Here is a 14,603-nt window from a genome sequence, read left to right on the forward strand (position 1 = left end):
ACTGAAACTGAGCATTTATTAAGCATTAAATATCAACCAAACATTCTGGATATAAATTAAATCTACAACTTTGATTTACTTATGGAATGCAAAGATTGTTTTTTGAACAATACTATTTAGATACATGCATAATCTCACTCATAGGAAACAAACATGAATAGATTGCTCACACTAGGATTAATGGCTTGCAGTTTTCCATTACTGGCATCGGGACATTTTCAAGTAAACGAACATCTATCAACGGTCAACTTCGCTTCGATCAAAAAGCAATATATCGTTGAACCTGCGGTCATATCAGGCGTAAGTGGTAAAATCGACGAGAAAGGACGCCTAGAGATCACTGTCCCACTCAATACGCTAGACACGGGCGTATCTATACGTAACGAAAGATTGAGAGCGATGTTCTTTGATGAGAAGAGATTTCCATCGGTTAACGTTACGGCAACCGTGCCTGAGCAATTAATGGGTGATGAAGACCTCGCCATTCAGAAGATGCTCCCGGCCACTGTTGAGCTCTATGGTCAGTCAAAAGAGCTAATCTTTACAGTAAACATCGTCAAATCGGGAGGTCATTTGATGGTATCTACTGCTAAGCCAACGGTTATTTCAGGCTTTGACTTTGGTATACCAAAAGAGAGCCTAGACAGTGTGTCAAATACCGTCGGTGATATTGCACTTTCACCCAATGTACCAGTGAACTTTTCATTGGTGTTAGAGAAACGCTAACTCTAAACTTCAAGGCTTGGGTAATCACATACTCCAAGCCGTTCTTAGAGGCTCGCTATAACGGTCACTGTTTTTTGGAGCTAAACGCACCGAGATTTCAGTCTAAATGTTAAATGAGCCTTTCAACTTCAACTCATCCTTTCCAATTTAGCGGAGTCATCAACGTCCGCCAGCAATATCAATAAAAGTACCCGTCACATAAGAAGCTTCGTCAGATAGCAACCATACTATGGATTCAGCGACCTCTAACGGTGTCCCTCCTCGCTTAAGTGGGATGTTAGGCGCTAAGCGTTCAACGCGATTAGGCTCTCCCCCGTCAGCATGCATTTCTGTGTGAATAAAGCCCGGTCTAACCCCATTAACTCGAATACCTTGCTCCGCTAGTTCTAATGAAAGACCTTTGGTTAATGAGTCCATTGCCCCTTTGGAAGCAGCGTAATCTATATATTCAAATGGTGCACCGATTCGAGAGGCAGACGACGAGACATTGACGATAGAACCGGGCCCATCGATTTGATTGATGAATGCCTTACAACACAGAAAACAACTTCCGATGTTCGCTGCCATTACCTTGTTAAAACGTGCATAGTCAATGTCCGCCAAACGAGATTGAGTAAAAAGCACACCAGCATTGTTCACCAGATGCGTTACCTGTCCAAACTCTTGGTTTACGGCAGAAAACAGTGCCTCCACTTCGGATTCGATAGACACATCCGCTTGAAAAGCCATCGCGTTGCCACCCTTTGCAACAATCTCAGCAACCACCAATTCGGCTGCTCTGTGATCTTTGCGGTAGTTAACACAAACACGGTAGCCTTTACTTGCTAGCAAAATGGCCGTTGATGCACCAATACCGCGCCCTCCGCCAGTGACAATTACTACTTTCTGCATCGTTTTTCCTTATCTTTATGACGCATATATCATTCACGTGAGTTGAGTGCGTCTTGAACGTTATGAAATTCCACTCATTACCTTGTAATACACCAAACCAAACAAGCCCGCGAACACCAAAACTGTAGTCAAGATTTTTAACCATAGAAACTTCATATTCGCATCTACCTTTATATTGTTTTTATGGAAGTTGATGATATGCAAAAGAAATGTGGTGAACAAGGCGTGCTACACAAAGCTACTGGTTAGATCAAAAAAAGCAGAGCCATTATTAAGGGCTCTGCTTCGGTTATTGGTTAAAAACCACTTGTTGGTCAATCGTCAATGCGATTAATTAGCTGGACGCCATACACCCCATTGATCTTTTTCGTACGTTACTTGTGGGTTATCACCACCTTGAATCCACCATTGTGCTTTCCACTTTTGATCAGCGTAGCTCACAATCTCACCGCCAAGGTAAGTTTTAGTTGCGCTCCAAGCATCAGGCTCTGGCGTCGGTGGTGGTGTGACTTCATCATCAGCAATCACTTCAAAACTAAAGGTCTGTTCACGCTCACTGTTGATCGCATTCGCAGAGAATGTCAGTGTTTCATTTTGCGTAACAGGCGTCGTATCAATCAGCACCGAAGCCGTACCATTGTTCTCAATCGTTACAGATGTGCCAGTGGTTTGAGTGAAGTTCGCTGGTTCTTCCGTCGCAATTACAACTTTATCACCCGCGTTAACCACTTTATCACTCTTCACAAGTTCATAGATGTCTCCCAGTAGCGGCTCTACGTTTCCATCGTCATCTTTAATCAGCTTTAGTTCACCTGAAGCACGACTATCTCGAGAATTAAAGAAATTGCGTGAAGGATCGTTTTGGAAATACATGTAATGTTCCATTTCCGCGTGCCAATCACCAATGAAAATAGCGCCATCTTTGAACTCTTCATGCCAACCATTAATTTCTGATGCAAGCAGTCGTTCCCAGTCATTAATGTTTGATAAATCGATCTTAATGTCGAAACTACGCGCTACGTCACCATACTTATTGATAATGTCGTACTGAACAGTATCGCCTGTTTCAGGTGCCTCGAAATCGGTTGGAATGTAAAGATCGCCGCGAATAAGATCAGGTTCTGGTCCTGGCTCTGGTGGAGGCGTTTCGCCATTAACAATTGTGATATCAGAACAGTTGTAGAAACCCTCTCCTGCTGCATCATTACGTTGCCATCGTACGAATAAGATAGCGTCACCAGAGCGATCAGACGGAATAGTGACATCCATGCGGTACTTACCGCCATTAACTGGCACATTACCTTCAGTCTGAATGAGGTCTAAATCCCCCCAAGCCAGTGCTTTACTTAAATCAGCGTTGGGCTTGGTTAGGTAAAACTCCCAGAATGATGGATTGTGTGGTGCCGTCGCGTTAAATACAAACTCAAATGTGCCTGCTTTCACTTCAGTACGAGTCCAACCTGTATGAGGTGCGCCCATACCTTGTTTCTGCGGGTCATTTGCATAACAAAGTGTGCCATCAGGGATAGCAGTTCGGACAGCATTGATGTTGTTGAAGTCAGTAATGTTTTTTGCGTATTCGTTGCGTTGAACAAAAGGGTAAGTACCAGAGATATCTTTAGCGTTCGCACAAGCTGCATTAGGCGGATTACCTGACCAAATTCCACCTTGTTCATAACAGATGTTTTGACGAGCACTTGGAAACTCAGACCAACCGTGAGCGTGAGCAGTGGTAGACATGCCTGATAACAAGGCCATACTTACCGCTAGCTTTAACATACTTTTATTTGCAGTCACTTTTAACTCTCTACATTTATTATTTTACATTTCAATTACGTGATAATTTAAAAAGCACCACTGCTTTAATCACGTTGAACTATTTTCACTACGAAAACCAAGAAAATAATAGTTATTAAAAACAACAATTAAAGACAAATTTGTTTTGAAAGGAATTAAAGTCACAAATTTACATATGAAACAAATTTTAACTCAACAAGAACGGACAATAACAAAATTAAATCAATAACTTAAACACAAATCAACATTGTATACCTTTGTATCAAAAGATAACAAAAGTTATGAAGATCAACCATATACGCTCAAACAAAAAAATAGAGGAGATGTGATATTGAATCCATTTACCCATTGAGGAAGTGTATTTTCAAACATAGCATATTACTTACTTATAAAAGAAGGCCAATAAATAAGTAGTAATTATCTTAAGTGCTCTTTTTTAAAATAACACGCAGTTAAATCGGAATTAAAAATAGAAAATCATTTCGTACGACTTTCTCCCTTATTCACGGAATTTAAAAGATAGTCGATAAACGCTTTCTTTCGTTTAGGCATCAATTGCCTCTCGGCATACACTAAACTCACTGTGACATCAGGCATCTTATAGTCAGGCAGTAATTGAACCAATTTACCCGGCTCAAAGTGCTCACGACAGATGAACTCTGGTAAGACCGCGATACCTAGCCCGTCAATGCATGCACTCAGACATGCAGTCACTGTATTGACTCTTAGTTGAGAAGGCAGTTCAATTGGAATCGGCTCACCATCAGTTGGAGTTATGGTCAGTTTTGGTACCCTCACGGCTTTGTTCGATACTTGAATCATCTTGTGTGGGGAAACGAGATCTTTATGTGAATCAATGCTCCCAAAGTTCTTTAAATACTGCGGGCTGGCGACAATAACTCTGGCCGAAGTTGCCAAATATCGCGATATCAAACTCGAATCAACAAGATCCCCGATCTGCGCGTACACATCGATCCCCTCACCTACAATGTCAACCTCACGGTTAGTTAACTCCAAATTCATCGTCACACTTGGGTGCTCATGTAGGAATTGATGAATGTAAGGGGCCAATACTTGTTGGCCTAGCTCAACAGGAAACACAACACGCAGTGGTCCACGTATCAAATCTTGATTAGCTGTCACTTCCAACTCTGCTTGGCTCATGATTTCAAGCATTTGCAGACTCGATGTATAAAACCGCTCACCTTCTGGAGTTAATACCAAACTTCGCGTAGAGCGCGTGACCAGTCTCACGCCTAAATGCAGCTCTAACTCGGCCAACTTACGACTGACCGTGGATTTTGTCATATCCAGAACTTCGGCTGCATGAGTGAAACTTCCACACTCCACCACTTGTACGAAAACGGACACAGCATTGAGATCCATAGTTACCCTCTGTGCTTTGATTAGTAATATTTGTGCAACAGTGCTTCTTATTTTTCCTATATTATCAACCAATCGATTTCATTTACAATTCGTTACATCTATAAGAACGAGATCAAACAAAAATGACCGATTCAAAGCCAACAGCTCAAACTAAAAACAAGAAACGCAACAAGGCACCACTGATTGCAACTGCAATTATGTTAGCGCTCGGCCTCAGTGGAGGTGGTTACTGGTACGGCTATGGCCAATATTTTGAATCAACAGATAATGCCTATTTGCAGGGTGACATCACTAACATTAGTCCAAAAGTATCGGGCTACATTACCACCTCATATGTGCATGATAACCAAGTCGTCAATAAGGGTGACCTATTGGTTGAAATTGACGATCGAGACTATCAAACCGCGCTATCTCAAGCCAATGCTCACTTAGCGGTTGTTGAAACAAGTGTATCCAACCTATTGGCTCAAAAAGAACTGCAAAACAGTCAAATTCTACAGGCCGCAAGTCGCGTTGACTCGGCCAAAGCAGAATATGAGCGTTCACTGCAACAGACGCAACGCTCACGCAGCTTACTTACTCGCAACTATGCCTCTCAAGATGAAGTCGACAGTATGTTGGCTCAACAAAAAGTGGCTCTAGCTGCGCTTGAAGAAGCGAAGGCGAACCTTGTAGCAAGCCATGACCAGTTGACTGTTATAGACAGTGAGATTGAACAAGCAAAAGCTTCGGTGACAGAAGCGATCGCTCAACGTGATCAAGCGCAGCTCAACCTCGATTACACCAAAGTATACGCACCTACTTCAGGTGTGATTGGTAAACGAAGCGTTCGTGAAGGTCTATTAGTGCAAGCTGGGACTCCGTTGATGAGCTTAGTACCAAACGGAGACATCTGGATTGAAGCGAACTTCAAAGAGACTCAACTCAATGGCATTCACCAAGGACAGAGCGTTGAAATTGAACTCGATGCGTTCCCCGGCCACCCATTGGAAGGCACAGTGGATAGTTTTTCACCGGCGACCGGGGCGAAATTTGCGCTACTCCCACCTGAAAATGCGACTGGTAACTTCACAAAGATTGTTCAACGCGTTCCTGTGAAGATCACCATACCCGATCAGAAAGAACTCAAAGGTCGCCTGCTACCTGGATTGTCTGTTGTCGCGACAATCGATACTCGAGGCTAAATCGATGAGTGAAGTTATTAATAACTCGGCACTCTCTGAACAAACGAATAGTGAGGTACCAACTCGTCACTGGATCGCACTCTTTGGAGGGCTAATCGGTGCGTTTATGGCGATCTTAGATATCCAGATCACCAACTCTTCACTCAAAGACATTCAAGGTGCACTCTCAGCCACACTCGATGAGAGTTCATGGATCTCTACCTCATATTTAGTTGCAGAGATGATTGCGATACCACTAAGTGGTTGGTTATCTAAAGCGCTCGGTAAACGCCGTTACCTCACTTGGACAACCGCTATTTTTACCCTTTCATCGTTGCTCTGCTCTTTCTCATGGAATATGACCTCAATGATCGTGTTCCGCGCGATGCAAGGCTTCAGTGGAGGCGCGTTAATCCCACTCGCATTTTCATTGGTTATCCAGCTACTACCTCTCAACAAACGAGCAGTTGGTATGGCGCTGTTTGGGGTGACCGCAACATTCGCACCGTCGATTGGCCCTACATTTGGTGGCTGGTTAACTGAGAACCTGTCTTGGCACTACATTTTCTACATCAACATCCCACCAGCACTGTTGGTGATCACCATGATTCGTTATGGACTTGATGATGAAAAGCTTGATTTAGCCTCGCTGAAAAAAGCAGACTGGTTTGGTATCGCGACCATGGCTCTGGGACTTGGCTGCTTAGAAGTCGTGCTAGAGGAAGGCAATCGCGAAGAGTGGTTCAGCTCAAGCTTTATCGTCACGCTCGCCATTATATCTGCAGTCAGTTTGGTCTATTTCATCATCAACGAATTGCAACATAAGAAGCCATTAGTCAACTTACGCTTGCTCAAGGATAGTCAATTCGCGCTATCTTGTATCGCCTATCTAATTTTAGGTATGGCGCTCTTAGGATCCATCTACGTACTGCCTTTGTATCTCACCCAGATACAACAATACAACGCGATGGAAATTGGTGAAGTACTTATGTGGATGGGTTTTCCACAACTGCTAATTTTTCCACTGGTGCCAAAACTTACACAAGTCATCAAACCCAAATACCTCGTCACATTTGGTTTCGCGATGTTTGGTTTAAGTTGCTTTGTAAACACCCATATGACAGTTGATTTTGGTGGGCAACAGTTGATTCTATCAATGATTCTGCGTGCAATTGGCAGCCCGTTTATTATGGTACCTCTATCCTTAGTGGCGATGAAAAACATCAATAGAATGGACACACCAGACGCATCGACACTCACAAATGTCATGAGAAACTTAGGCGGTGCGTTTAGTATCGCGGTCATTGCGACATTACTGGACAATAAAACTCGCGAGCATTTAGCGCATATAAAAGAGTCTTTACCCTCAGTGAGCCAACTTGGTTGGCAAACATTGCAACAGCAGCAAGCGTTTTTCATTCAATCAGGTAGTGATGCAGCGACGGCCATGCAGCAAGCACAAGCTAGCCTACTCGCCACAATGCAACGCGACGCCGCTATCATGGCTTACAATGACGTGTTTTTAATGATGACTGCGTTTCTCGCCTTTGCGTCCTTTCTCATATTCAATATGAAGGACTAATGATTTGAACTCGTTCATGGATGAACGGGTGCCGATAAAATGTGAAGCATTTCGCATAATATTGATGATTACCAATATCTTAAAACCACAAAACAGCTTCTACCTCACTTGACATTATGCACCTTGACACCTAGATTCTAAATTAGGATAAAACGCTAGGATAGCTACAAAAATGACAATGAAGTTGCCACCTGACCTGAGCATTTTGATTGTCGATGATTCGAAAAGCGCCACCATACTTATAAAACAACAATTAGTGAGCCTTGGAATCTCGCACGACAAAATCTACATCGCTACGGACTACCGCCAAGCAATAAGAACTGTCGAAAGACACACCTTAGATGTACTTTTAATTGATTATCATCTTGAGCAAACATTCACGGGGTTCGAGTTACTCGGTATTCTTTATCGTAAACGTTTGATAGATCATACAGTAGCAACCATTTTATTGTCAGGTGACATGCGCCAAGAAACCGTGTTAACGGCCTTATCTGGCGAGGCTCATCACTTTATATCGAAACCAATTAAGACCCCAATCCTTGGAAATAAAATTGCTCTTGCGGTTGAAGAATCCCATCAAATAACGCAGCAGAAGCAGTACTATCCAATCGATACTCCCGCAGCATTACAGCAAGCATTGTCTGTGCCCAATACACAAAAAAGCGTGCAGTATGAGGCGAGCCTAATCGAACACTTAATCGGTGCTGAACAGTGGGAACTGTTAGCGTATGTTCTTCGAGAATCAGCGACCAACATGCACCCAACCAAATTGGTTGCTGAAGCATTAGTGCTCGATAGTCTAGGTAAAGCTCAGCAAGCCATCGACAAACTTCATAACTACCTGATCGCTCGCCCTTTATCTCTGAACGTGATCGACTGTTTGAGCTGCATTTACGAAAAACACAACATGCTGCTTCCTGCACTGAAATTGGCTATTCGCGCGTTTGAACTCACGCCAAGCATCAGTCACCGAGCGATTAGAGCCATAGACCTTGCAGAAAGTGCCGATAACATACAAATCTTGATTACGTTGGGGCAGATGTATGCAACCAACATTTCGCCAGCAGATATCGATGTTATAAATTCAATTTCTAACTATTTCCACTCACTTCAAGTGGCCTATGAGAAGGAGACCAGTGTTGCCAACAAACGCTCACTTCTTGAGCAAGCGAACCAATTTACGAATCAAGTTAATTTGAAACTAACGCAACATCAACAGCAACAAGTGTTAGCCGCTTTGTCTGTATTCCAGTGTCAGGTTTTGCATCTAGAAGGTAATCATCAGTTAGCCCATCAAAAACTCATCCGGGCAGCGGCACTGCTCTGTCATGTATTAAATGAAACTCCCACTGTACTGCTAAACCAGCTGCTTCCTCTCCTTAATATCTACGGAGAGTATTCTTTATACCGAGACTTAGGGGATTTCCTTAAAGCGCGAGGAGAATCAAACAATCAATTTACGCTAGGGCATGATACCAACCCAATCAATTGCCTCAATATGGATAGTCTGGGATCTATACAACAACTGAAAGACTACATTAACACTTATCCCTATTCCGTTGCTGCAAAACTTGACTATCTATTTGCCGTCAACAAAACTCAAACAGAAGAAAAACTTACGAATGAATTCATTGCGCAATTACAACAGTTAGAGTTGCCTTATAAATGGAATCGATGGATTAGTGAATCTGCCAGGTCCGGTTTTTCTACCAAGCCACCGAGCCCACTTTCACTATGTAACTGACAGGAGTCTCTATGCTAGATTTTGACGCTTTAAACGCCTATTTAGATAATGATCAAGACGTAATTTTCGCCGTTCTATCGACTTATCAAGAAGACCATGCAAATTCTCTCGAGGAAATTAAAGACCTTGTCGCACAACAAGATTGGGGCAAATTACACTTTACTGTTCATACTTTGAAAGGGATATTGGTGAGCTTTGGCGAAGAGACTGCAACCTCCGCTTTAGAAAACGTAGAACAAAATGCGCTCAAAGACTTAGCACCATCCGATGAGGATCTAGCGGTTATTTACAGTGAAGTGAAAGTCATTAACCAACAGATCGAAGAAGTTCTCGCTAGTTATTGACCAAATATTGTCTAAAGCTTTGTTCGTTATAAAACCCATTCGGCTCACGATGTAATCGAGAGCCGAATTACTTTGCTCTAAGCGTTAAATAACACCCTCACCCTGTCCTTATCAGCAGGAGAGAAATGAAATTCCATACTTATTGCTACTACCAAGTCCGAACCAAGCTACAACTGAGTATGAAAATATCAGACCCTGTGTGACAACAAAAAGCGCTCACCTATTCCTGAGAAGGTTTTGGACAGGACTGAGTTGCTATCATAAGAACACTCTAGTTTTTATCATAACTTTTTATAACATAATGATACAGTTAAGAAATATAGTGAGCCGACTATACTCATCTAATAAAAGCGACCTATTTCAAAACAGTTCTGGTAATACGCTTGATGCTTACCAGTTTCTGCCGTAACTGAAAGAGTGCTGTCAAATAAGTAAAAGCTATCCTCTTTCTATATGATTCTTCGCTTTAGTATCTATATCTATTAGTCACAATTTTTATTAAGTATTAATAACATTTTTTCCAGACCAATAAATTAATGTCTCCATTGAGCATATTGTTGACACTAAATATGTACTCATTATTTTTGTTATCATGTGAGGTATAATTAAATGCTTCAGGTAAGACTTCTACCTCTGTCATTGCCTGTATGTGATTGTTTCTTGAGTTACTGTATAGAACCACATGATTGAAAAGCTCCCATTTCTCAGTACCAATTACGCATTTATATGGATCAGAGTTTATTGAAGCGCTTACAAACACTAATAATAAAGTTTGCACAATTATTTCATTATTATTAATAATTCGCAGTGCATTCTAATATAGCAAAAACTATACTTACCTGCGCACGTATGTAAACCAGACAATGGTCAAAACACTCGTTAAAACTAATGATTTCATATTGATAATTTAGAACTGTCAATAATCTAAGCGTTGTATCTACGGAGGCTGCCTCACAGTTTTTTGAGCAAGATTTCAAATCAGAATAAAAGAAAGCAAGTAGAAATGTATCTACTCCATAAAGGAAAAAGTGACCTCGCTAACCACAACAGTTTGCTCAAGATGGATGCAACTAGTTTTGTAATATTTAACTTTGGCAATTAATAAATGAATCTATTTAGTCCATTTCCTGAAGTACATCATAATAGTGAACTCCGTATTTAGTTGCTATAGCGCTTATTTCATCTATATGTAACTCTTCTCCTTTATCTAATTCAAGCTTCTTAATTTCGATAGCAGCTCTTTTCGCTCTGTCCTCGAGAGCACTATGACTCGCCTCATTATGTTTACTACCTTGTCGAGCAATATCTGGTTTAGATTGCAAATCATTTTTAGGATAAGAAGTAGTCTTCTTTATACCAGCAGGACTGTTTCTATCTTTTGTGAACACCTTTAATAAAAAGACAACTGGCAAGTATACAAAGACAACGAAGGCGAAAGTGTATGGTAGAAGCTTGAACGCAAAAATAATGGGCAGTAACAATATATCCATTCTAACGTAATTCTTTTAAATCAATGAAAATGGGTGAATTAATCTAATAGTTTTAACATCTGAAAGTAGTTACTTGGCTTTTCTTGCTTTTCCCATTCTTTATATTCTTCTATAACTGTATTTTTTCTTTCAGGTGATTTAGATGAAGCAAGTAATTCACAGAAAAATTCGGCGTCTTCAACACACATGCCTTCTTTTATCAATAACTCTTCTAACTTACACCAAGCTCCATCTTTAATCACACAAAGCTCTATAAGCTTTGTCACTTTTTCATTCATACTATTCAATCCAAAGGTAACCGCCTCGTTAATAAAATCGGAACCGAGTTAGTCGCCAATCAGTTATCCTTTATTTTTTCAAACACTTAGTTTAAAGTGTTCTTCTTTCATACAGTAGATATTATTTGCAATATGTTTTGAACGGTCTTGAATCAAATCTAGTGGCCTAGTATCACATCTTCGGCAGTGGAACATTAGGTAAGGCTATGCGTCCTGTACGCTGATAGTATGCAGCTCTCTTAGCTCCATACATAGACAATTGAGATTCATAATTACCTACCGAGTCAGTTGTTAACGAGTTAATATTATTAAATAACTCGTTAGTTTTAAGTAGTTGCGTAAAAGACTGATTTATTTTAGCAGTATTTCTATCCCACTCTTCTTGGCTAAGCCTTCCATCTTCACCAACCATGTCTTTTACTGATTTTAAAGCGAAGCCTGTTATCTCTTCTTGAGTAATGTTTGGTTCTTGATCTTTATAACACTTAATCGTGTTAGCATCTATCAACTGAACATTATTACAAGTGTCAGCATTAACAAAAAAGTAATGCCCATCAATGGCAAATAAAGTGTCATTAGGGTGTTTTGAGTACCATACTTGATTTTCCCATGTCATATTTGCACAAGCAGTCGTTAATAAAGAAATCATTATTGCGCCAACTCGAATGCTATTCATATTTCCTCCTAGCTTAGTAGGTGAGCTAGGCATCTAGCTGCACAGGTTAGTATAATAGGAGTAACGACAATTAGTGAGAAATGCCCTAACTTTTGTAAACGAGATCACATTTGGTAAGATAGGTAACTAATCCAGTGGCTAACTTTACATATTAGGAGATAAGCTCTAAAACAGTTTGGGGCAAAGACGAGTTACAACAGTCACTGAAACGGGAAACGTCTTTGGACATTTCCGTTTTAGCGAACAGGCTCATTATTATGCCATACAGTCAGAGTGGTGGTGATAATATTCTTTCGCACCATGAAAAGGAGCAAGCTAAAGCTCACTCCTGGATAATACTATTGTTATCACGGCCTAGATTTATGCTGGTGCACTTGCTCTGGCATTCAAGGATTTAGCACTAGAAATCCAATGTTGTACCGACTGAGGAGACATTATTTTCGGGTTGCCTAAATCGCTATCTCTTGCTGAAGCGAGCTCGGGAGGAAGCACATCAATGAGCAGTTCGAGATCTTTATGTGAATTGATTTCTCGCGTGAACACATCCGCCATCTCTTCACTGTAAGAGCCCCCTCTTGCTTTCGCGGCCTTTACTAATCCATCCAGCAATACATACCACGTGGTCATCGGCCCTTGAACCACTGACGCCGACTCTGCAGCTGAATCAATGAATGCAAATGGCACAGTTACAATCGGTTGGTTGAACTCCATTGCAGCGAAGATCCAATCCGTATCAAATGAGAAGTCAAACACTGTCGGGTTTTCAAGAATTTTCTGTAAGATATCTCTACCATATAATTTGAATGCCGCTTGCGTATCCTTAATACCACTATCAAAAATCTGCGCACCTATCATACGCTGCATATGACGTAACGTCTTAATACCAACACCCCATCGCTCTTCTTGTTTCACTAAAATGGAGTCAGGATGTTTGCGGTTACCCAATACGACTTGCTTTCCATCACGGCTATATGGAGCGAGAGCTAAACCTATTTGCCCCAAATGGACAGAGTTATCGGCATCGGTATAAAGAACAGCATCAACACCATCTTCCAAGGACTGCTCACAGCCAAGAATAATCGCTCCACCCTTTCTAGAGTCGTCTGCACTCGCTAAATTGCGAAGAGCACCAGATGCCACAGGTAGTGCATCCTCCAGTTTAAGTACTTTGATCTTAGCTCGAATACCTGCGTCGTAGGTTTGTTTAATAGAACGAGCAATTTCCGCACTTCCATGTGGACACCCGTCGTCAACCGCATACAGTGTCCAATCAACATTAGTGCCGTTCGTTACCCATTGAAGTTGCTCCACTTTCGTTCTGAGTGAATCTTCGCCGTGCAGATTATCTGCCGACTTGGGATTCAAGCGATTGTGCTCTCCCCACATCGCGAATACCACGCCAATTTTAATCGGCTGACAAATTGACTGTGTTTCTCTGCGTGATTCGACAAGCTTCACCGCCAACTTGAATTCGAGTGGCGCATTAAACTGAATTGAAAGGTCTTTGAGGTCTTGGTTTGAGAGTTTATCTAGCTGTAGTAAACGGTCTGCTAGCCTGAGTAAGCTTTGTTGATGTTGTGGCTCAGTCAAATCAAACTTTTCATTCGATTTATTTAAGAGCTCAATAGCGGTAGACAAAGAAGTATCCATACATATTCCCTAGCGTGACGTTATTGTGATCACTTAAAGCTTAGTATGCTAATCTTTTCATATCAAAGTGATGGTAGCTTTATTTTGTTTTGCACCTCTCATTTTCCTTGAAACTAAAATTCCGGTATTTTGCACGATACTGTCTGACTTTATTTTCACGGAATTTACCCGCCCAGTTACTAATCTCCGGATCTGTTGCCCAGATATTAGCCATCACTCTAAGATAGGAACTTTCTATGCTTGGGGTTGGGTCGTAGGGATTGTTATTAACACGAAGTACTAACTGCCCGTCTACAAACCACTCAATCCGATCTTCTCCCCAGTAAATGCCATAACGATGAAAAGCCTTAGAAGCGTCAAAACCAAGGAAAATCAGGGTTTCGTGTGAGTTGGTATAATCATCGTCGTCTGTCCAAAAGTTCAACTGAACCATGTTGGTATTAGACCCTAAAAACTCAATATCGATCTCGTTATGTCGGCCACTACCACCTTCCGGTTTATCATAAGGCCCCGAGAACAAGAAAAATGAGCTGACCACACCGGGAGCTCGAGCAGGCTTCATATCGATCTCAAAGCATCCGTAAGGAAAAAATTCATGGCTGCGAAACTCCCCACCGTAGAAGCGCAACTCACCCTCTTCGTCTTGCTTCCCATCTGGAGCTAGATCCAAGGTTAAACCCTTTTTATTGAACGTAGCCGACTTAGCTTCCCAACGACTTAAGAACGGGAAACCGTTCTCCCAACCATCCGATAACCACCAACGGCTTTCATCAAAGGTTCGCAAGGGATCATCGAAGCTTTCCGCACTGACAAACGAGCTTGTCAAAGCCAGTGATACAGCTAAAGCACAATAGGTTTTGGGTGGCACCATGACTC

13 protein-coding genes are annotated in these 14,603 nt (G+C 41.6%); 5 read left to right on the forward strand and 8 right to left on the reverse strand.

From position 1 onward, the window contains the following. Positions 1-153: 153 nt before the first annotated feature. Positions 154-726 (forward strand): YceI family protein, encoded by a 573-nt coding sequence (locus tag vsple_RS15495; protein WP_261883755.1) that lies wholly within the window; start codon positions 154-156, stop codon positions 724-726. 159 nt (positions 727-885) lie between these two features. Here vsple_RS15495 and vsple_RS15500 read toward each other — a convergent pair whose 3' ends face one another. From vsple_RS15500 to vsple_RS15510, 3 genes are all read right to left on the reverse strand, one after another. Next, positions 886-1,617, reverse strand: coding sequence for an SDR family oxidoreductase (locus vsple_RS15500; RefSeq protein WP_261883756.1), 732 nt, complete (start codon positions 1,615-1,617; stop codon positions 886-888). 330 nt (positions 1,618-1,947) lie between these two features. Continuing rightward, the gene (locus vsple_RS15505) at positions 1,948-3,414 is read right to left on the reverse strand and encodes a lytic polysaccharide monooxygenase (protein WP_476723331.1); all 1,467 of its coding nucleotides are present in this window, start codon (positions 3,412-3,414) and stop codon (positions 1,948-1,950) included. 477 nt (positions 3,415-3,891) lie between these two features. Beyond that, the gene (locus tag vsple_RS15510; protein WP_261883757.1) at positions 3,892-4,800 is read right to left on the reverse strand and encodes a LysR family transcriptional regulator; all 909 of its coding nucleotides are present in this window, start codon (positions 4,798-4,800) and stop codon (positions 3,892-3,894) included. Between the two features lie 122 nt (positions 4,801-4,922). Here vsple_RS15510 and vsple_RS15515 point away from each other — a divergent pair, with 122 nt between their 5' ends. The 4 genes from vsple_RS15515 to vsple_RS15530 all read left to right on the forward strand — a co-directional run bounded on the left by vsple_RS15515 (position 4,923) and on the right by vsple_RS15530 (position 9,633). Further along, entirely contained in the window at positions 4,923-5,984 is a 1,062-nt protein-coding gene (locus vsple_RS15515) for an HlyD family secretion protein (RefSeq protein ID WP_255232705.1), read from the forward strand. Positions 5,985-5,988: 4 nt separating this feature from the next. Beyond that, positions 5,989-7,545 carry a DHA2 family efflux MFS transporter permease subunit gene (locus tag vsple_RS15520; protein ID WP_420833813.1) on the forward strand — a complete coding sequence of 519 codons (1,557 nt, stop codon included), beginning with the start codon at positions 5,989-5,991 and terminating at the stop codon, positions 7,543-7,545. A gap of 172 nt (positions 7,546-7,717) precedes the next feature. Then, the gene (locus tag vsple_RS15525) at positions 7,718-9,289 is read left to right on the forward strand and encodes a response regulator (protein WP_261883758.1); all 1,572 of its coding nucleotides are present in this window, start codon (positions 7,718-7,720) and stop codon (positions 9,287-9,289) included. Positions 9,290-9,300: 11 nt separating this feature from the next. Next, positions 9,301-9,633, forward strand: coding sequence for an Hpt domain-containing protein (locus tag vsple_RS15530; RefSeq protein ID WP_255232703.1), 333 nt, complete (start codon positions 9,301-9,303; stop codon positions 9,631-9,633). 1,115 nt (positions 9,634-10,748) lie between these two features. On the opposite strand, the gene vsple_RS15535 is transcribed toward vsple_RS15530, so the two are convergent. From vsple_RS15535 to vsple_RS15555, 5 genes are all read right to left on the reverse strand, one after another. After that, positions 10,749-11,123 (reverse strand): hypothetical protein, encoded by a 375-nt coding sequence (locus vsple_RS15535; protein WP_261883759.1) that lies wholly within the window; start codon positions 11,121-11,123, stop codon positions 10,749-10,751. A gap of 38 nt (positions 11,124-11,161) precedes the next feature. Then, complete coding sequence (locus vsple_RS15540; protein ID WP_261883760.1) at positions 11,162-11,401, reverse strand: hypothetical protein; 240 nt, start codon at positions 11,399-11,401, stop codon at positions 11,162-11,164. Between the two features lie 172 nt (positions 11,402-11,573). Beyond that, positions 11,574-12,077 (reverse strand): hypothetical protein, encoded by a 504-nt coding sequence (locus vsple_RS15545; RefSeq protein WP_261883761.1) that lies wholly within the window; start codon positions 12,075-12,077, stop codon positions 11,574-11,576. A 360-nt stretch (positions 12,078-12,437) separates the two neighbouring features. After that, complete coding sequence (locus vsple_RS15550; protein WP_261883762.1) at positions 12,438-13,727, reverse strand: glycosyltransferase family protein; 1,290 nt, start codon at positions 13,725-13,727, stop codon at positions 12,438-12,440. Between the two features lie 79 nt (positions 13,728-13,806). Next, entirely contained in the window at positions 13,807-14,598 is a 792-nt protein-coding gene (locus vsple_RS15555; RefSeq protein WP_255232699.1) for a family 16 glycosylhydrolase, read from the reverse strand. Between the last annotated feature and the right edge of the window lie 5 nt (positions 14,599-14,603).

This window comes from Vibrio pelagius (genome assembly GCF_024347575.1).
Lineage (GTDB): Bacteria > Pseudomonadota > Gammaproteobacteria > Enterobacterales > Vibrionaceae > Vibrio > Vibrio pelagius.